Annotated in this window: 23 protein-coding genes; all 23 read left to right on the top strand. The window is 43.0% G+C overall.

Going from position 1 to position 16242, the window contains the following annotated elements; genetic code table 11:
* Positions 1–43: 43 nt before the first annotated feature.
* The 23 genes from BUA02_RS10515 to BUA02_RS10420 all read left to right on the top strand — a co-directional run bounded on the left by BUA02_RS10515 (position 44) and on the right by BUA02_RS10420 (position 16210).
* Positions 44–1492 carry a terminase gene (locus BUA02_RS10515; protein WP_072703789.1) on the top strand — a complete coding sequence of 483 codons (1449 nt, stop codon included), beginning with the start codon at positions 44–46 and terminating at the stop codon, positions 1490–1492.
* 37 nt (positions 1493–1529) lie between these two features.
* Positions 1530–2024, top strand: a complete 495-nt coding sequence (locus tag BUA02_RS10510; protein ID WP_072703785.1) for a capsid assembly scaffolding protein Gp46 family protein — start codon at positions 1530–1532, stop codon at positions 2022–2024.
* A gap of 11 nt (positions 2025–2035) precedes the next feature.
* Complete coding sequence (locus tag BUA02_RS10505) at positions 2036–2944, top strand: phage major capsid family protein (protein WP_072703781.1); 909 nt, start codon at positions 2036–2038, stop codon at positions 2942–2944.
* 11 nt (positions 2945–2955) lie between these two features.
* Positions 2956–3111, top strand: coding sequence for a hypothetical protein (locus BUA02_RS15920; protein WP_178297653.1), 156 nt, complete (start codon positions 2956–2958; stop codon positions 3109–3111).
* A 12-nt stretch (positions 3112–3123) separates the two neighbouring features.
* Positions 3124–3534: a Gp19/Gp15/Gp42 family protein gene (locus BUA02_RS10500; RefSeq protein ID WP_072703778.1), complete on the top strand. Its 411-nt coding sequence runs from the start codon at positions 3124–3126 to the stop codon at positions 3532–3534.
* Positions 3503–3844, top strand: a complete 342-nt coding sequence (locus BUA02_RS10495) for a hypothetical protein (RefSeq protein WP_072703775.1) — start codon at positions 3503–3505, stop codon at positions 3842–3844. The genes BUA02_RS10500 and BUA02_RS10495 overlap by 32 nt, the downstream gene beginning before the upstream one ends.
* Positions 3837–4028: a hypothetical protein gene (locus tag BUA02_RS10490; RefSeq protein WP_072703772.1), complete on the top strand. Its 192-nt coding sequence runs from the start codon at positions 3837–3839 to the stop codon at positions 4026–4028. The genes BUA02_RS10495 and BUA02_RS10490 overlap by 8 nt, the downstream gene beginning before the upstream one ends.
* Positions 4025–4366, top strand: coding sequence for a hypothetical protein (locus tag BUA02_RS10485; protein WP_072703769.1), 342 nt, complete (start codon positions 4025–4027; stop codon positions 4364–4366). The genes BUA02_RS10490 and BUA02_RS10485 overlap by 4 nt, the downstream gene beginning before the upstream one ends.
* 3 nt (positions 4367–4369) lie before the next feature.
* A complete protein-coding gene (locus BUA02_RS10480) occupies positions 4370–4927 on the top strand; it encodes a phage tail tube protein (RefSeq protein WP_072703767.1) in 558 nt (185 codons plus the stop codon).
* A 20-nt stretch (positions 4928–4947) separates the two neighbouring features.
* Positions 4948–5226, top strand: coding sequence for a hypothetical protein (locus BUA02_RS10475; RefSeq protein ID WP_072703765.1), 279 nt, complete (start codon positions 4948–4950; stop codon positions 5224–5226).
* 143 nt (positions 5227–5369) lie between these two features.
* Complete coding sequence (locus BUA02_RS16110; RefSeq protein WP_083572735.1) at positions 5370–5597, top strand: DUF5361 domain-containing protein; 228 nt, start codon at positions 5370–5372, stop codon at positions 5595–5597.
* An 11-nt stretch (positions 5598–5608) separates the two neighbouring features.
* Complete coding sequence (locus BUA02_RS10465) at positions 5609–8131, top strand: phage tail tape measure protein (protein ID WP_072703759.1); 2523 nt, start codon at positions 5609–5611, stop codon at positions 8129–8131.
* The gene (locus BUA02_RS10460) at positions 8132–9004 is read left to right on the top strand and encodes a phage distal tail protein (protein ID WP_072703755.1); all 873 of its coding nucleotides are present in this window, start codon (positions 8132–8134) and stop codon (positions 9002–9004) included. It begins immediately after the preceding gene.
* Position 9005: 1 nt separating this feature from the next.
* Entirely contained in the window at positions 9006–10052 is a 1047-nt protein-coding gene (locus BUA02_RS10455; RefSeq protein WP_072703752.1) for a siphovirus ReqiPepy6 Gp37-like family protein, read from the top strand.
* Complete coding sequence (locus BUA02_RS10450; RefSeq protein WP_072703749.1) at positions 10053–12470, top strand: hypothetical protein; 2418 nt, start codon at positions 10053–10055, stop codon at positions 12468–12470.
* 379 nt (positions 12471–12849) lie between these two features.
* Positions 12850–13935, top strand: a complete 1086-nt coding sequence (locus tag BUA02_RS10445; protein WP_072703747.1) for a reverse transcriptase/maturase family protein — start codon at positions 12850–12852, stop codon at positions 13933–13935.
* On the top strand, positions 13919–14269 hold the full coding sequence (locus BUA02_RS10440) for a hypothetical protein (RefSeq protein ID WP_072703743.1): 351 nt from the start codon (positions 13919–13921) through the stop codon (positions 14267–14269). Before BUA02_RS10445 ends, BUA02_RS10440 begins: the two co-directional genes overlap by 17 nt.
* 12 nt (positions 14270–14281) lie before the next feature.
* Positions 14282–14428 (top strand): hypothetical protein, encoded by a 147-nt coding sequence (locus BUA02_RS15910; protein ID WP_178297652.1) that lies wholly within the window; start codon positions 14282–14284, stop codon positions 14426–14428.
* 2 nt (positions 14429–14430) lie between these two features.
* Positions 14431–14601, top strand: coding sequence for a hypothetical protein (locus BUA02_RS15905; protein WP_178297651.1), 171 nt, complete (start codon positions 14431–14433; stop codon positions 14599–14601).
* Positions 14592–14891, top strand: coding sequence for a hypothetical protein (locus tag BUA02_RS10435; protein ID WP_072703739.1), 300 nt, complete (start codon positions 14592–14594; stop codon positions 14889–14891). Before BUA02_RS15905 ends, BUA02_RS10435 begins: the two co-directional genes overlap by 10 nt.
* Entirely contained in the window at positions 14860–15120 is a 261-nt protein-coding gene (locus BUA02_RS10430) for a hypothetical protein (protein WP_072703735.1), read from the top strand. The genes BUA02_RS10435 and BUA02_RS10430 overlap by 32 nt, the downstream gene beginning before the upstream one ends.
* Positions 15117–15434 (top strand): hypothetical protein, encoded by a 318-nt coding sequence (locus tag BUA02_RS10425; RefSeq protein ID WP_072703732.1) that lies wholly within the window; start codon positions 15117–15119, stop codon positions 15432–15434. The genes BUA02_RS10430 and BUA02_RS10425 overlap by 4 nt, the downstream gene beginning before the upstream one ends.
* On the top strand, positions 15431–16210 hold the full coding sequence (locus BUA02_RS10420) for a GH25 family lysozyme (RefSeq protein WP_072703730.1): 780 nt from the start codon (positions 15431–15433) through the stop codon (positions 16208–16210). The genes BUA02_RS10425 and BUA02_RS10420 overlap by 4 nt, the downstream gene beginning before the upstream one ends.
* Positions 16211–16242 lie beyond the last annotated feature (32 nt).

Genomic DNA, 16242 nt, shown 5'->3' with positions numbered 1-16242 from the left:
TGCCCTAGCTCTTTTGTTATAGAAAAATAGGAGGAATGATGCCATGAAAAAGGGTAATCAGACTCCTACTCAACAGGTTGTGCTCCATTACCGCACTACCAGAGGCAAAGAGGCGCAGACTCTATATGAGCAAACTGGGAGGGTTTGCCAGAGTTGGCAGAGAAAACAACTAAATAATATTCTGGCAATCAATAAAGATGGTCTATGGGTTCATACAAAGTATGGATATTCAGTGCCAAGACGAAATGGAAAGAATGAGATCATAGCCATGAGAGAGCTATACGCTCTGACCCATGGTGAAAGAGTGCTCCACACAGCACATAGAACAACCACATCTCATTCAGCATCAGTCAGGCTCACAACTCTTTTGGATGATTTGGGCTATACAGAAGTCCAGAGACCCAAGAAAGAGGATATATTATCAGGGGCTTATGATAAGTGCTACACCTATTCAAAGCAATTCGGTCTTGAAAGAATTGTTGTTCTTGGCAAAAATGGTGGCTCAGTCGATTTCAGGACAAGATCAGGAAAAGGTGGTCTTGGAGAAGGTTTTGACCTGCTGATAATTGATGAGGCGCAGGAATATACAGATGAGCAGGAATCAGCACTCAAGTATGTTGTTACTGACTCCAAGAATCCACAGACTATTTTTTGTGGGACTCCACCAACAGCAGTTAGCTCTGGAACAGTCTTTCTTAATTTCAGGAATGATGCTCTTAAAGGAATCAAGAAAAACACAGGCTGGGCTGAGTGGTCTGTCCCTGAGCTGTCTGACCCAATGGATAAAATTCTTTGGTATCGGACAAACCCATCAATCAATGTTATTTTCACTGAAAGAAGTATTGAGGATGAGATAACAGGTGATGTGACTGACTTTAATATCCAGAGACTTGGACTGTGGTTGCAGCATAACCTCAAGTCAGCCATCTCCAAAGTTGAATGGCAGCAGATGATGGCAAAGAAACTCCCTGAGTTTTTAAATCACAAGTTATTTGTTGGAATCAAGTTTGGAAGGGATGGGACTAATTGCTCTATGGCAATTGCCATAAAGACCAAAAACAAGAAAATCTTTGTTGAGGTCATTGATTGCAAGAGTATGCGAGAGGGTATCGGATGGATCATAGACTGGTTATCCCAAGCTCAGAATGTGGCAAAGGTTGCTATTGATGGAGCAAATGGACAGCCTCTGATGATCCCAGCAATGAAAGAGGCAAAGCTAAAAAAGCCTATCCTGCCAACTGTGGCAGAGGTTGTTGAGGCAAATTCGATATTTGAGCAAGCTGTTTTCAAGAAAACCATTGTCCATATGGGACAGGAGGAGCTCACCAATATTGTTTCCAACTGTGAAAAGAGAACAATAGGAAACAAGGGTGGCTTTGGTTATTCAGCTCTCAAACCTGACACAGAAATTGCCCTGATGGATTCTGTTATCTTGGCTCACTGGTTAGCGTCCAAGGATAAGGAGGCAGCAAAGCAACAAATCAAATATTAAAACGCAACTACAGCGGAAAAGTAGGAGGGAAACTTTAATGTCGTTTACACCAATTGAAACACAGGAACAACTTGACGCTGTCATTAAAGACAGGGTTGCAAGAGCTGAGAAATCAGCAACGGAAAAAACAGAGGAGAAATACAAAGGTTATATCAGCCCTGAGGACTTTGAGGCAAAGACCAAAGAGCTGACAGACAAAAACACTGAGCTTGGCAATTCGCTCAAGAGTGCTGAGGAGGAGCGAGACAAGGCAAAGAATGATTTGACTGGTCTTGAGTCCAAGGTTAAAGCATACGAAACTGCCTCGGTTAAGAGCAGGATAGCCCATGAGCTTGGCATTCCGTATGAGCTTGCAAATAGAATAAATGGTGAAACAGAGGAAGAAATCCGCAAGGATGCTGAGGCTATGAAACCATTTATATCAAAAAAAGGCACAGCTCCACTTAGAGACCCAGAGTCAGGAGATTCTGAGACAGGTGGGGAAGTTAGAGCCAGTATGAAAAAGCTGGTTGAAAATCTTAAGAAAGAATGAGGTAAAAAATTATGGCAGCTAATGTTACAGTTTATGATCCTACTCTTGTGACAGACCTTATCTCAAAGGTTAAGGGAAAGTCATCCCTGGCACTCCTTGGACAGCAGACTCCTGTTGAGTTCACAGGAAATAAGGAGTTCACATTCACAATGGACTCTGATGTTGACATTGTGGCAGAGAATGGAGCAAAGAGTCACGGTGGTGTCACCATTGATCCTATTACCATCATCCCTGTTAAGTTTGAGTATGGCGCAAGAATCTCTGATGAGTTCATGATTGCATCAGATGAGAAGAAGGTGGACATTCTCACAGCGTTCAATGAGGGCTTTGCAAAGAAACTTGCATCTGGTCTTGACATGGCAGCAATGCATGGTATCAACCCTAGATCAAAGGTACTTTCTGACCTTGTTAAGGCTAACAGCTTTGACATCAAGGTTACAAACACTGTCACATATCTTGGCAACAGCTCAACAGCTGATGCAAACCTTGAGGCAGCCATTGCGCTGGTTGAAGGTGGAGAGGGTGATGTTACTGGAATGGCAATCAGCCCTACAGTAAGAGCAGCCCTTGCAGCAATGACAAAGCAGAATGGAGAAAAGCTCTATCCTGATTTTGCATTTGGCGGACAGCCTGCAAGCCTTGGAACACAGGCACTCTCAATCAACAAGACTGTTCAGACAGCAGTTAAGGCAACAGCAGCTGCCACTGCAGCTATTGTTGACCATGCCATTGTTGGTGATTTCGCTAACATGTTCAAGTGGGGCTTTGGCAAGGATATCACTGTTGAGGTTATCGAATATGGTGATCCTGATAACTCTGGCTCTGACCTTAAGGGTCACAATCAGGTATATCTTAGAGGTGAGGCATACCTTGGATGGGCAATCTTTGATGCAGCATCCTTTGCAAGAGTTATTGTCTGAGAGGTGAGAGCATGAGATATCAGAACACAAAGACTGGGTTTGTCTTTGACTCTGATGCAGAATGCCATGGAGAGGACTTGATTGCTATTGAGTCCTCTCCTGTTATTAAACAGGCAGAGGAAGAAAAACCCAAAAAAGCCACAAAGAAAGCCACTAAAAAGGCATAAGAGGATAAGAACATGAATGTTACAGTTAATGATTTGATTGCAAGATGGAGGAGTCTTTCAAATGATGAGATGACTAAGGCTCAGACCTACATCACAGATGTTGAAAATGCACTCCATGTATATGCTCATGACAGGGGACTTGACCTTGATGCCATGATTGCAGACTATGAGCCCAGACAGGGGTTATATATTGCGGTTGTGTGTGATGTGGTCAAGCGTGAAATGACATCAGCAACTGATGACAGCCCAGCCATGACACAATACTCACAGTCAGTCAATGGCTATAGTGTTCAAGGCACATTCTTAAGTGCTGGTGGTGGTTTGTTTATCAAAAATTCAGAGCTTAAGTTGCTTGGATTACAAGGACAAAAAATCAGGGCGGTGGATATTTATGGAGATCAAGGGGATTCCAATAATTCTTAATGAGCAGGTTGCCACAGGGACTGACTCCTATAATAGGGAGATCACTGAGGAAATGCCAGTCACAATTGAAAATGTTGTGGTTGGTCAGCCAACATCTGATGATATCTTAAATGAGTATAACCTCTCAGGAAAGACAATCTCTTATGTTCTGGCTATTCCCAAGGATGACAACCACAACTGGGAGAACACAACTGTTGAGTTTTATGGCAGGAAGTGGCGCACAGTCGGACTCCCTCAGGAATATATGGGGGATTTCATGGGGAAAGACTTTCCATGGAATAAAAAAGTGAAGGTGACAGCTTATGAGTGAGGTTAAGTTTGAGCTGGATAAAGGAGCTTTCAGGAGGCAGGTGTTGCAGTCTCAGGGAATGCTCACATTAGTTACAAATAAAGCTCAGTCAATGAGTGATTCAAGCCATCATATCAAGCCATTTATTGGGTTTGACAGAGCAAAGGCTGTTATATATCCCAACACTAAGGAGAATCCATCATGATAGAAAGTGTGGTAATTGGATATCTTAATGAGAAACTAAATGTCCCTGTTTACGCAGAGGAGCCCACAAGAAAAATTGATGAGTATGTCATAGTCCAGACAATAGATAATGGGAGGGTCAATTTTATTGACGCTTGCACGCTCAATATTAAGTCTGTCTCAACTACCTTTGAAAATGCAGGAAAGCTAAACAAGAAAGTCAAGGATGCCATGTTTGACATTATTGAGCTTTCAAATGTCAGCTCCAGCAAATGTGGAGGAGGTGGACAGAGAATAGATACAGTTACTAAGAGATACACACATGAGTGCATCTTTAATCTTTATTATACGGAGGATTAAATCATGGGAAACAATGCAGCAAATGTTTCAACTGGTAAGCCGATGGTCACAGGTGCTGTTTTCACAGCTCCTCTTGGCACAGCATTGCCAACTGATGCAACAACAGCCCTCTCAAGTGCTTTTGAGTGCCTTGGACATGTCTCTGAGGATGGCTTGGCAAATGCCAATGAGCTTGATATCTCTGAGATCAAGGCTTGGGGTGGACTTACTGTTTATCGTTCACTCAATGGTCTTTCTGATAATTTCACACTCAAACTCATTGAGTCTGAGAATGTGGAAGTTCTCAAGAGAGTCTATGGTGAGAACAATGTCACTGTGGATGACCAGACAGGAGTGACCAAGATCACTGTTAAGGCAGATGATCCTGAGGAGAGAGTCTGGGTGTTTGAGATTGCCTTAAGAGGCAACAAGAAAAAGAGGATAGTCATTGCTGATGGAGCAGTCACCTCAAGAGAGGAGATCACATACAATGATTCCGATGCTATCGCATATGGAATCACAGTAAGTGCTTATCCTAATTCTGATGGTGCGACTCATGATGAGTATTTAGCAGCCCAGTAAGCACGACAAAGGAGTAATCTATGGTAAAAGGTACAACAAGCACAGGTTTTAAGTTTTCATATGATAAGAGGCTCCTTGATGATTGGAGGATCATGGAGGCAATAGCTTATGCTGACTCTCCTGATAACATGAAAAGAGTCAAGGGAACAGCTGACCTTATCACATTTCTTTTGGCTGACAATAAGGATGCCCTGATGGAACACATCAAGTCCTATTCAGATGGTTTTATCCCAACAGAGGCATTAAGGAAAGAGCTCTTTGAGATTCTTGAACAGGCAAAAGAATTAAAAAACTCCTGATCCTCGCACGCATTATAAGTGAGTGTGAGGATAAGTTAATCTGTGACCTTGCAGAGACCTATCATATCTTACACTATAAAGAGCTGCCACCATCTTTGGTGGCAGTTTTTTCTTTAGGTTTAAGAGATGATTCAAGAGTAAAAATGCACTTTGCTAAGTGCAAGATAACTCTTGAACAGGCACTCTTTGCAAGGATGGCAGATTCCCTCGGCTTTATAGCATGGAGCAGAACAAAGGATGCAGCAAAGGGCAGAAGGTACAAGGAAAAGAGCATCTTGAAAGAGCTCATGCATCCTGAAAAGAAAGATGAATATATGCTCTTTGCCTCAGTTGAGGATTTTGACGCTTACATGAAATCATTTGAAAGATAAGAGGTTTCAATATGGCAGATACAATCGGAACAGCGTATATACAGATTGAGCCGAATGCAAAAGGAATAGAAAACAAGATTTCTGATGCTATCTCAGGTGGTACTGCCAGTTATGGGAGCGCACTTGGAGGAGCACTTGGAACAGCTGCCAAAGTAGGCACAGCAGCACTAGGCGCAGCTATGACAGCAGCAGGAGCTTTTGCAAAGTCTGCTGTTGATGCTGGAATGAATTTTGATAGCTCTATGTCTCAGGTCTATGCAACCATGGGAGACAAAGCGAATAAAATGATTGAGTACAATGGGCAGACCATGAGCTCCATGGAGGCTCTGAGAGACTTTGCACAGGAAATGGGACGCACAACAGCCTTTTCAGCATCAGAGTCAGCAGATGCCTTGAATTATATGGCACTCGCAGGATATGACGCTGAAACATCAATGGCAATGCTGCCCAATGTTCTCAATCTGGCATCAGCTGGCTCCATTGACCTTGCAAGAGCATCAGACATGGTAACAGATGCCCAGACAGCTCTTGGTCTTTCTATTGAGGAAACAGGTGTGATGGTTGACCAGATGGCAGCAGCCTCATCAAATTCAAACACATCTGTTGAACAGTTAGGAGAGGCTTTCCTTAAGATAGGTGCAAATGCAAGAGACTTAAGTGGTGGAACAACAGAGCTTTCCACAGTTCTTGGTGTCCTTGCTGACAATGGTATCAAAGGAAGTGAGGCAGGTACGCACCTCAGAAATATCATGCTTTCCATGACACCGACAACAGACAAGGCAGCAGCAGCTTGGGAACAGCTTGGGGTCTCTGCCTATGATGCCAGCGGACAGCTGAGAGATTTGCCAACAGTCTTTGGTGAGCTCAATGCTGCCATGGATGGAATGACGGATCAGGAAAAAACTGAGACTTTGTCAGCCATGTTCAATAAGACTGACCTTGCATCTATTAAGGCGCTCCTTGGGACAACAGCTGACAGATATGATGAGCTCTCAGCTGCTATTGAGAACTCAGATAAAGCAGCTAAAGAGATGGCAGATACACAGCTGAATAATTTAGCAGGTGACATGACGCTTTTTCAGTCAGCTCTTGAAGGTGCACAGATAGCAATCTCTGATGCTTTGACACCTACCTTGAGAGAATTTGTGCGATTTGGCACTGATGGGCTTTCCAAGATCACAGGAGCCTTTCAGGAGGGCGGTCTTTCTGGTGCTATGGAGGCATTTGGAGAAATCCTCTCAGATGGCTTGAACATGGTAATTAAGATGTTGCCTGACATGGTGGATGCAGGATTGCGACTGCTTGAGGCTCTTGGAAAAGGTCTCCTTGACAACTTAGATGTCATTATTTCAGCAGCGGTAACTATAGTTGAGCAGCTGTCTCTTGCATTTTTAGACTGTCTGCCTCAGCTGGCAGAGGGTGCCTTGCAGATACTCTTGGGGCTGGCTCAGGGTTTTGTTGAAATGGCACCAGTGCTCATTCCAAAAATCACTGAGGTAGTAGTCCAGATTTGTCAGATGCTGGTTGACAATCTGGATTTACTGATTGATGCAGCAATTCAGATCATGATAGCAATTGGACAGGGGCTCATATTGGCAGCACCGATTTTGATTGAAAAACTCCCTGAGATTATCATGAAACTGGTGAGCGTGATAATTGAGTATGGTGGAATGTTTCTTGAGGCTGTTGGCTCCATATTGCTGCAGATTGGAGAGTTTCTGCTTGCAAAAGGAGCTGAGTTTGTTTCAAATATCGGTCAGACCTGCTCCAATATTCTCACATCAATAGGTGAGTGGTTGTCACAGCTCCCCACAACTCTGGCATACTGGGCAGGATTTGCTATAGGCTCATTTATCAAATTCTTTTTGGAGCTCCCATCAAATCTCCAGCAGATATGGAACAATGTTGTCACAGGAGTGACTACTTTTGCAACACAGTTCATGCAGAAAGCTACTGAGTCAGCACAAGGTTTCTTTAACAATCTGGTCAACGGAATCCAGACACTGCCATCAAGGATAAGGGCTCTTGGGTCACAGCTAGTGGGAGCTATTGCTGATTTACCCAGCAAATTCCTTGAGATAGGCGGAAACATAGTCAAAGGAATCTGGAATGGCATTTCAGAAGGTTGGAGCTGGCTTGTTGATTCAGTCAAAGACCTTGCAGGAAATCTTTTGCAAGGAGCTAAGGATGCACTGGGCATTGAGTCTCCAAGCAAGGCTTTCAGAGATAGTGTCGGAAAATGGATTCCTGCTGGTATAGCAAGCGGAATTGAGCAGAACATGGGAGTTGTGGACAAAGCGATAAGAGACATGACAGACAGAGCTCTTGTGACAGCCACATCAAGTGGGCTCTCAGCTCTTTCTACAAATTCAGCATATTCAGCTCAGACAATGGCAGGAGAGGGTGGCACAAATTATGGAGGCTACAATCAGACTGTCAACATCTATTCACCAAAGGCTCTTACTGCATCAGAGGTTGCAAGACAGACAAGAAATGCCACCAGAAACATGGTGCTGGCTTTGAGAGGTGTCTAAATGAACAGAAAAATCACATGCAAGAACAATGAGGGAATGGCTGCCACATTTGGCAGCTCATTCTCTCCTTATCTTTTGGCAGACTGTGATGGGATTTACACAGTTATTAACAAAGTTGGTATATCAGACAACACCATGAATGATGGTGCCACCTATCAGGGAACAGTGGTTTCAAAGAGAAACATTGTGCTCACTCTGAAAGATAAATCCAACCACAGGCTCAATAGATATCAGCTCTATCAGTTATTCCCACCAGACACAAAAGGGACTCTCATATACTCTGAGGACGGAGTAGACAGAGTTATTGACTACTATGTTGAAAAGATTGATCCTGACTCAATCGACAAGGTAAGGACAGCAACTGTCTCCCTGATTTGCCCTGATCCATTTTTTAGGGCAACATCAGACATCACTCTCACCATGGCAGGCTGGGAGAGTGGATTTAAGTTTATCCATGCTTTCACAGCTGAGGGAGAGACATTTGGTGCCAGAATCAATGAGAAGTTAAAGACCATTGAGAATTATTCAGGTGCCAAGGGCATAGGTCTCACAATAGAGATCATTGCAAATGGTGCTGTCCACAATCCATCAATCACTCAGGTTGAGACAGGAAACTTTATCAAGGTTGGCACACTGGCTCATCCTATGAATATGGTCTCAGGAGATGTCCTTACTATCACCACAGAGACCAACAACAAAAAAGTCATGCTCACCCATGAGGGAGTCACCACAGAGATCAATGAGTATCTGGATGAGGAGTCAGAGTTTATCCAGCTTATAGCAGGAATAAACACAATTGGTTATGCTGCTGAGTCAGGAGAGGCATATATGACAGTCAAACTCACATATAGAGAGAAATATCTGGGGGTATGATATGGAGATACGCATTTATGATTCAGAGCTTGACCTTTTGGGAGTGATTGAGAATCAGGTCTCATTCATCTGGACAAGAAGGTATAACGAGGCAGGAGATTTTGAAATCCATGTCCCTATCACGGAAAGAAACAGGAATCTCTTAAGGGTTGGCAACCTTGTCTATAAGACAGGCTTTACTGATGCAGGAGTCATTGAATACATCATCCTTGAGGAGTCCAACGAGAAAAACGAGATTACAGTAAAAGGGCGGTTTCTTGTCTCATATATGGATAGGAGGGTTATAAAAGGGACTCATTCATATATAGGAAATGCAGAGCTTATAATGAGGCAGCTCTTGTCAGAGGACACAGAGGCAATCCCAAGAGTTGTCTTGGGGTCTCTTAATGGCTTTACTGATGAAATCTCTTTCCAGTGCACATATAAGAATCTCCTGACTTACATGTCCAAGATTGCCAAGTCCTTTTCTTGGGGATTTCGTTTCAGACCTGACTTTAACTCCAAGCAGATCATCTTTGAGATATACAAGGGAACAGACAAGAGTATAACTCAGGGAGTCAACAACAGGGTTATCTTTTCTGAGATGTATGACAATCTCAACTCAGCTATCTATACAGAGAACAGCCAAGGCTTTAAGACAAAGGTTTATGTTGGCGGTCAGGGTGAGGGCTCTGCTAGGACATGGGTTGAGGTTGGGGTTGGTGAGGGTCTTGACCTTAGGGAGGACACAGTCAATGCCTCGGATATATCAAGTGAGGATTTGACACAGGCTCAGTATGAGGCAGCACTCACACAGAGAGGACTTGAATATCTTGAGTCAAATGGATTTGTTAGCTCTTTTGAGTATGAGACACAGCCAGATGTCAATTTCACCTACAGAAAAGACTATGACCTTGGAGATATTGTCACAGTTAAAAAAGACTCATGGGATATTGCAGTCAACATGAGGATAACAGCTGTTCAGGAGATTTATGAGAATGGTCTCATGACAGTAACACCCACACTGGGGAATCCACTATCAGAAACAATTGATTGGGAGGACAAATAAATGTCAGCAAACGGAAAAGATTATGGATATTTCTTTAACTCTGAAAAAGACTCACAGCAGCAGGATGATAGAACATATGATGCTGACTCTTTTTCAGAATGGTTAAGGAAATTCTTTACAACAGGCGTCTTTCAGGGAGACCTTGAAGTCCTTGCAAATAACAACATGACTGTCACAGTCCAGACTGGATATGCCAATGTTGAGGGCAAAGTCAGGCTCTTTGATGCAAACACAACACTCATTATTGAGACAGCAGATGCAACCTATAACAGAATAGACACTGTTGTTGTAGAGAGAAACGACACAAACAGAGAAATTACACTTAAGGTGGTAAAGGGTGGATATGCTACAGACCCAACACCAACAGCTCCTGTGAGAGAAAATGGAGTTTATCAGCTGGTGCTTGCAGAGATTTATGTGGCAGCAGGTGCAACCCAGATCACACAGAGCATTATCACAGATAAGAGAGAGGACTTGACAGTTTGCGGTCTAGTTATCACTCCTGTTGACACCTTTGATTTTAACCAGCTCAAGACTCAGTTTGATGCATACCTTGCTGAGTTTAAGGCAACAAGGGCAGCAGGATTTGAGGCTTGGGAGCTTACACAACAGGCAGCATTTGAGGCATGGTTTGATGAGATGAAAGACCAGTTGTCAGAGGATGCTGCTGGACATCTCCAGAATGAGATTGATGAGCTCAGAGAGGATGGTCTGTCAGGGTCAATTATCACAGTCACAACAGATGAGACAGCTCTCATTGGAAAACCTGTCATCCTTACAGATTCACAGGGGCACACAAAGACAGGAGTGTTTGACAGCAACAAGACCTGTCAACTCAGGGTTGTTGAGTTTATTGGTCAGTGCACCATCTCATCAACAGATACAATAGACACTGCAAGCAAGATTGTTCAGATTCCGTATTTTGGAAATTATGAGTTTGAGATCAATTTCTGGAATGCGACTGTGAACATCACAACTCCATCAAGTGAGTTTCATGGGCAGCAGGTAGTTGTCACAGACTCTGAGCAGCACACTGTTGGCACAGTCACATTCTCGGATCAGGGACTGGCAGTGTTCAATGCCAAGGCTCCTGACACTTACACATTCACTGTCACATATGGTGGAGACACATTTGAGGAGGAGGTTGTTGTCTCAGCTCAGACAACCTATTCTGTTGAGATTTCATATTATACAATTTATGGATTCCACATCAACGGAAATGAGTCTGTACCTGCTGACATGATTTCTTATCATGTCCAGTATAATGGGCGAAATGTTGACAACTATGATTTCACACCTGCATCCATGAACTACTCAACCAATAAGCTCAATGCTGGATCATGGAATCTCGTTGATGATTTCTTTGTCCCTCGCTCATGCATGGTCAAATATAATGGTCAGGTTGACTATTACCTTAATGAGGATGATGAGACCAAGAAAGCAGATGGCACAGCCTCAGATGTTGCTAACACCTCCTATGGTGGAAATGCCATGATGGAGTGGGGCAGAGATGGCAAACAGATATGGATTAAGTGTGTGCCTGACACAGGAGATGCTTTCTCAGCAACATTTTATGTTGCAGACAGGCAGGTTGATTCTGATTTCCATGCATGGTCATTCTATGATCCTGATGGCAACTTGATTCCCCATTGCTACACTGCCAAGTACAATGGAGTCAATATCTCCAGCAAGCTCAGGTCAATCTCAGGGCAGAGCATCCTGAACAATGTTGCTGGCTCAACAGAGGTTACTTATGCAACAGCCAACAATGTGAACAGCAAGACAGAATGGTACACAGAAGTCTTTGCAGACAGAATGATGATTGATGTCTTACTTTTGATGATTGGGCGCAACATGAATGTTCAGGCTCAGTTTGGCAATGGTCACTACACAGGAGGCTCACAGGCTAGTCACCTCTTACAAACTGGCACCATGAATGGAAAAGGCATGTTCTATGGTACAAATGGAACAGGCAAGGGTGTCAAGGTCTTTGGCATGGAGAATTACTGGGGCAACCAGTGGAGAAGGACAGCAGGTTGGCTCAATGTCTCTGGAACACAGAAAATCAAGTGGACATGGTCAAAGGCTGATGGCTCCAATCAGGTCGGCTATGATGCAACAGGCTCAGGATATATCACAATAGCAAGTGCAACTCCTACTGGAACATCTGGAAATTGTTACAACAAAGCAAAGTATGGCTCTGATGGTTCCATGATCCCCACAACAGCCAGTGGAAGTGAGACCACATATTACTGTGATGGCTTGTGGTTTAACAATGGTCAGAGCAATTATGCCCGTGTCGGTGGCGACTGCAGCGACAGTTTCCTTTGTGGTCGTGCTGTCGTTCTGTACAACGCTTTCTCGCATGCGTCCTGGTACGTTGGGGCTGCCCTGTCTTTGAAACCACTTGCAGCTTAGGAAGAGGGAGTTTAAGAGGGAGAAAACTAGGTTTCTCCCTCTCTTTCTTTTGATATTTGCATGATTTTTGAAATGAATTAAAGTTTTCAAGGCTAAAAAGTTTAATTCATTTTTATAGGGACTTATAGTGCGACACCCAGCCCATGTTGAATGCTCTCAGCCCATGTCGGTGGCAACTGCAACAACAGTTTCCATTGTGGTCGTGCTGTCAATCTGAACAACACTTTCTCGAATGCGAACTGGAACAATGGGGCTGCCCTACCTATCCTTAATCGGTTCAAAAACTAAATGCACTATATATTCCTTAGCCCTAGCTAAAAATTAACTCGCAGCAAGATGCTGTTAGTAGGAAACGAAAATGGCATAGAGGATAAGACAAATGAAAACATACAAAAATTTGTATGAGCAGTATATCTCTGATGAGAATATCAAACTTGCTATAAAGAATGTCTGTAAGCACAAACTAAAGCGCAGACGCTTTAAAGAATTGCATGACAATCCTGAGAAATATGTTGACTGGATAAGAGCTCAGGCTATTGATTTTAAGAATGATCCTCACACACCTGTCACCATATATGATGGAATCCAGAGAAAGAAAAGGACAATAATTGTCCCATCTTTCAGGGAGCAGATAATACATCACATGGTTGTCAATGTATTAAAACCAATTTTCTTAAGACCCATGTATGAGCATTCTTATGGATCAATCCCAAACAGGGGAGCTCACAGGGCTGCTAAGTACATAAGAAAGCACATAAGTAAGGGCAAAAACATCAAGTATTGCCTCAAGATGGATATTAAGAAATACTTTGACTCTGTCCCACATGAGATAGTCAAAGAGAAATTAAGGAAACAGATTAAGGATGAGAGATTCCTTGCTATCCTGTTTGAGATCATTGATGTGAATGAGATGGGGCTGCCACTTGGCTTTTATACATCACAGTGGCTTGCAAACTGGTATCTGACTGAGCTTGACCATTATATCAAGGAGCAGCTTGGAGCAAAGGTCTATATCAGATACATGGATGATATGGTCATCTTTGACTCCAACAAAAGACATCTCCATCAGATCAGAAAAGCAATTGGAGAGCAGCTTAAGACTCTAGGACTTGTCCTTAAGGGAAACTATCAGGTCTTTAGATTCCACTATATCAGGGATGGTGACAGAGGGAGGTTTCTTGATTTCATGGGGTTTCGATTCTATCGGAACAGACTAACACTAAGGCGGTCAATCTATTCCAAAGCCATCAGGAAAGCCAGACGGATATACAAGAAAGTGATTAAGGACATAAATGTCAGCGTGTACGAATGCAGACAGATGTTATCATATCTTGGCTGGATATCTGCCACAGATACCTATAAGGGATATCTTGATAACATAAAGCCTTACATATCAGTACAGTATCTGGAAAGAAAGATAGGCAGATTTGATAAAAGGAGGTCAATGTATGAAATGGCAGCATAGCGGTTCAGCTATCTATCCTGCAAGGGTAGACACCACACTCTCTGAGAAATATGTCTATATCAGAAAGAATATTGTTGAGACTGAGAGGACAGACACATCAGGAGAGACAATAACATATTATGAGTATGATGAGGCACTTGTCCCCAAAGAAATCTATTATGAGATTGAGGCAGCCACAACAGAGCTCTCTGAGCAGACTGCATCAAACTCAGATGATATTGCTGACACAAGGGACGGACTCATAGAAACATCAGAGGCAACTGACTCAAATACATCTGAGCTGGCAGAGCTCAGGGTTGCGGTCATGGAGCTTGCGGAAGAGATTGAAGTTTAAGGAGGGTGAGTTATGAATAGAGTATATGCAACAGCCTGTGAAAAGGATGGAAAGAATTTCTTTACTGTACCTGCAAAGAGACAGGAGGCGGTCAGGGCTATAATTGAGGCTGATGGTTTTGTTATCAATGAGGATGGAACAGTCACAAAGGAGAGATGATATTGAACATTCCAGAGCTTGTTGACAGACAGAATGAGATCATAAAGGAACAGGCTGACATAATAGACAGTCTGTTCCTTTTGTTATTACAACATGTCCCAGCCTCTGAGCTGGATAATTTGGACAATGTAAAGCATGTGGCTTTGCTCAAGGAGGATATTTCATGCCAGTAGAATTTAAGGACGCAATCACAGTTATAGCGCTCTTGATTTCAGCCATAGCTCTTTGGAGGAATCTGAAAAGCGATACAAAAAATGATGGTGCACAGACATCAGAAATTCTTGTGAAAATGGAGATCATGCAGTCAGATATCAAAGAGATTAAAGCAGACTTTAAGGCAGAGGTCAAAGGGCTCAGGTCAGAGGTTGAAAACCTAAAGGAAAGAATAATCAAGGTTGAACAGAGCGCAAGCTCTGCACATAAGAGGATTGATGGTTTACATGGAGAACACCAAGCAGATTAGAGAGAAAAGAAAGAAAAGACTCCCAGCTCTGGACAAATATGTGATTTTTTCCCTCTCTGCAATAATCATTTTCACAGTTATTGCTATAATCTTTCAATTTCTGAGAGAAAATTCACTGTCTGATGCACTTATTGTGGCTTTTTATGGAGTCTTTGGAGGAGAGCTCTTGATGCTCTGCCTTATCAAGCGGTTAAAGCTCAAAGAAAAAGACAAGGAGGACTTGGAATGACTATCACATTATTTATTTCAATATTCACAGTGGGAGCCATGGTGTCAGGGCTCCTCACAGAGGCAATCAAGAAAGCATACCAGAATGCCAACAAGGACTATTCTGCAAATGTGATTGCGCTTGTTGATGCAGTTGTTGTTGGTGGTCTTGGGACAACCTGTGCCTATATGCTCCTTGGGATCCCTTGGACAGTCAACAACATCATCTGCCTTTTCCTTATGATTGTTGTTGTCTGGGTAGGGTCAATGATTGGATATGACAAGATCATGCAGTTATTAAATCAGCTTGGAAACATCAGGGAGGACAAATCATGAGTGAGGTCTTTGGCATTGATGTCAGCCACTATCAGCTTGATATTGACTGGAAAAAAGTTAAGGCAGATGGGAAAAGGTTTGCAATACTTAAGTGCCAGTATGAGGCACAGTCTCACAGGAAAGATGAGTATTTTGAGGCAAACTATTTAGGCTGCGCCCAGAATGGCATCATGAGGGGAGTCTATATTTTCATAGGCTCAAAATCCATTGCTGATCCTGTCCATGATGCCAAGTGTCTGCTTGCACATCTCAATGGGCGAAAGTTGGAATATGGAATCTGGCTTGACCTTGAGGCAGATGCTTTAAGGAAGGTGGGAAAAGCCAAGATCACATGGTTAGTCCATGTATATGCAAACATCTTTCAGGCAGCTGGTTATTATGTGGGAATCTATTGCAATAAGGACTGGTATTATAATGTCCTTGATGGCAAAGGGCTCTCAAGAGACTATGATTTCTGGATTGCCAGATATCCCAGCGCAGACAAAGGAGCTTATAATTTCAGCTCCTCATTAAAGCCTAGAGGATATGCTGTTGCATGGCAGTATTCCTCAAAGGGTAAGGTTGCAGGAATCAAAGGAAATGTTGACATGGATGTTGATTTTGATGGAGTGATCCAGCTGAATACTCCCATGAAAAAGACAGAAAAGCAGATTGCTCAGGAAGTCCTTGAGAACAGGTGGGGCACTGCAAATACATTCCCAACAAGGAAAGAGCTCATTGAGGCATCAGAATATAACTATGAGAGCATCAGAGCTCTTGTCAACAGCATGTGCTGATGCTAAAATCAAGGAGCCCTGAATTGATTGGG

Origin of the sequence: Butyrivibrio hungatei DSM 14810 (assembly GCF_900143205.1) — a bacterium.
Lineage (GTDB): Bacteria > Bacillota > Clostridia > Lachnospirales > Lachnospiraceae > Butyrivibrio > Butyrivibrio hungatei.
Note: the sequence above shows the minus strand (reverse complement) of the source record. Positions and strands in the feature narration are given on the sequence as shown.

What these genes read in the sequence shown, in the direction of transcription:
- BUA02_RS10475 (WP_072703765.1), top strand. Translation starts at nt 4,948, where the DNA reads ATGGTAAAAGGTACAACAAGCACAGGTTTTAAGTTTTCATATGATAAG.
- BUA02_RS10460 (WP_072703755.1), top strand. Translation starts at nt 8,132, where the DNA reads ATGAACAGAAAAATCACATGCAAGAACAATGAGGGAATGGCTGCCACA.
- BUA02_RS10435 (WP_072703739.1), top strand. Translation starts at nt 14,592, where the DNA reads ATGCCAGTAGAATTTAAGGACGCAATCACAGTTATAGCGCTCTTGATT.
- BUA02_RS16110 (WP_083572735.1), top strand. Translation starts at nt 5,370, where the DNA reads ATGCACTTTGCTAAGTGCAAGATAACTCTTGAACAGGCACTCTTTGCA.
- BUA02_RS10440 (WP_072703743.1), top strand. Translation starts at nt 13,919, where the DNA reads ATGAAATGGCAGCATAGCGGTTCAGCTATCTATCCTGCAAGGGTAGAC.
- BUA02_RS10510 (WP_072703785.1), top strand. Translation starts at nt 1,530, where the DNA reads ATGTCGTTTACACCAATTGAAACACAGGAACAACTTGACGCTGTCATT.
- BUA02_RS10450 (WP_072703749.1), top strand. Translation starts at nt 10,053, where the DNA reads ATGTCAGCAAACGGAAAAGATTATGGATATTTCTTTAACTCTGAAAAA.
- BUA02_RS10500 (WP_072703778.1), top strand. Translation starts at nt 3,124, where the DNA reads ATGAATGTTACAGTTAATGATTTGATTGCAAGATGGAGGAGTCTTTCA.
- BUA02_RS10515 (WP_072703789.1), top strand. Translation starts at nt 44, where the DNA reads ATGAAAAAGGGTAATCAGACTCCTACTCAACAGGTTGTGCTCCATTAC.
- BUA02_RS10485 (WP_072703769.1), top strand. Translation starts at nt 4,025, where the DNA reads ATGATAGAAAGTGTGGTAATTGGATATCTTAATGAGAAACTAAATGTC.
- BUA02_RS10480 (WP_072703767.1), top strand. Translation starts at nt 4,370, where the DNA reads ATGGGAAACAATGCAGCAAATGTTTCAACTGGTAAGCCGATGGTCACA.
- BUA02_RS15910 (WP_178297652.1), top strand. Translation starts at nt 14,282, where the DNA reads ATGAATAGAGTATATGCAACAGCCTGTGAAAAGGATGGAAAGAATTTC.
- BUA02_RS10420 (WP_072703730.1), top strand. Translation starts at nt 15,431, where the DNA reads ATGAGTGAGGTCTTTGGCATTGATGTCAGCCACTATCAGCTTGATATT.
- BUA02_RS10465 (WP_072703759.1), top strand. Translation starts at nt 5,609, where the DNA reads ATGGCAGATACAATCGGAACAGCGTATATACAGATTGAGCCGAATGCA.
- BUA02_RS10505 (WP_072703781.1), top strand. Translation starts at nt 2,036, where the DNA reads ATGGCAGCTAATGTTACAGTTTATGATCCTACTCTTGTGACAGACCTT.
- BUA02_RS10425 (WP_072703732.1), top strand. Translation starts at nt 15,117, where the DNA reads ATGACTATCACATTATTTATTTCAATATTCACAGTGGGAGCCATGGTG.
- BUA02_RS10490 (WP_072703772.1), top strand. Translation starts at nt 3,837, where the DNA reads ATGAGTGAGGTTAAGTTTGAGCTGGATAAAGGAGCTTTCAGGAGGCAG.
- BUA02_RS10445 (WP_072703747.1), top strand. Translation starts at nt 12,850, where the DNA reads ATGAAAACATACAAAAATTTGTATGAGCAGTATATCTCTGATGAGAAT.
- BUA02_RS10495 (WP_072703775.1), top strand. Translation starts at nt 3,503, where the DNA reads ATGGAGATCAAGGGGATTCCAATAATTCTTAATGAGCAGGTTGCCACA.
- BUA02_RS10455 (WP_072703752.1), top strand. Translation starts at nt 9,006, where the DNA reads ATGGAGATACGCATTTATGATTCAGAGCTTGACCTTTTGGGAGTGATT.
- BUA02_RS15920 (WP_178297653.1), top strand. Translation starts at nt 2,956, where the DNA reads ATGAGATATCAGAACACAAAGACTGGGTTTGTCTTTGACTCTGATGCA.
- BUA02_RS10430 (WP_072703735.1), top strand. Translation starts at nt 14,860, where the DNA reads ATGGTTTACATGGAGAACACCAAGCAGATTAGAGAGAAAAGAAAGAAA.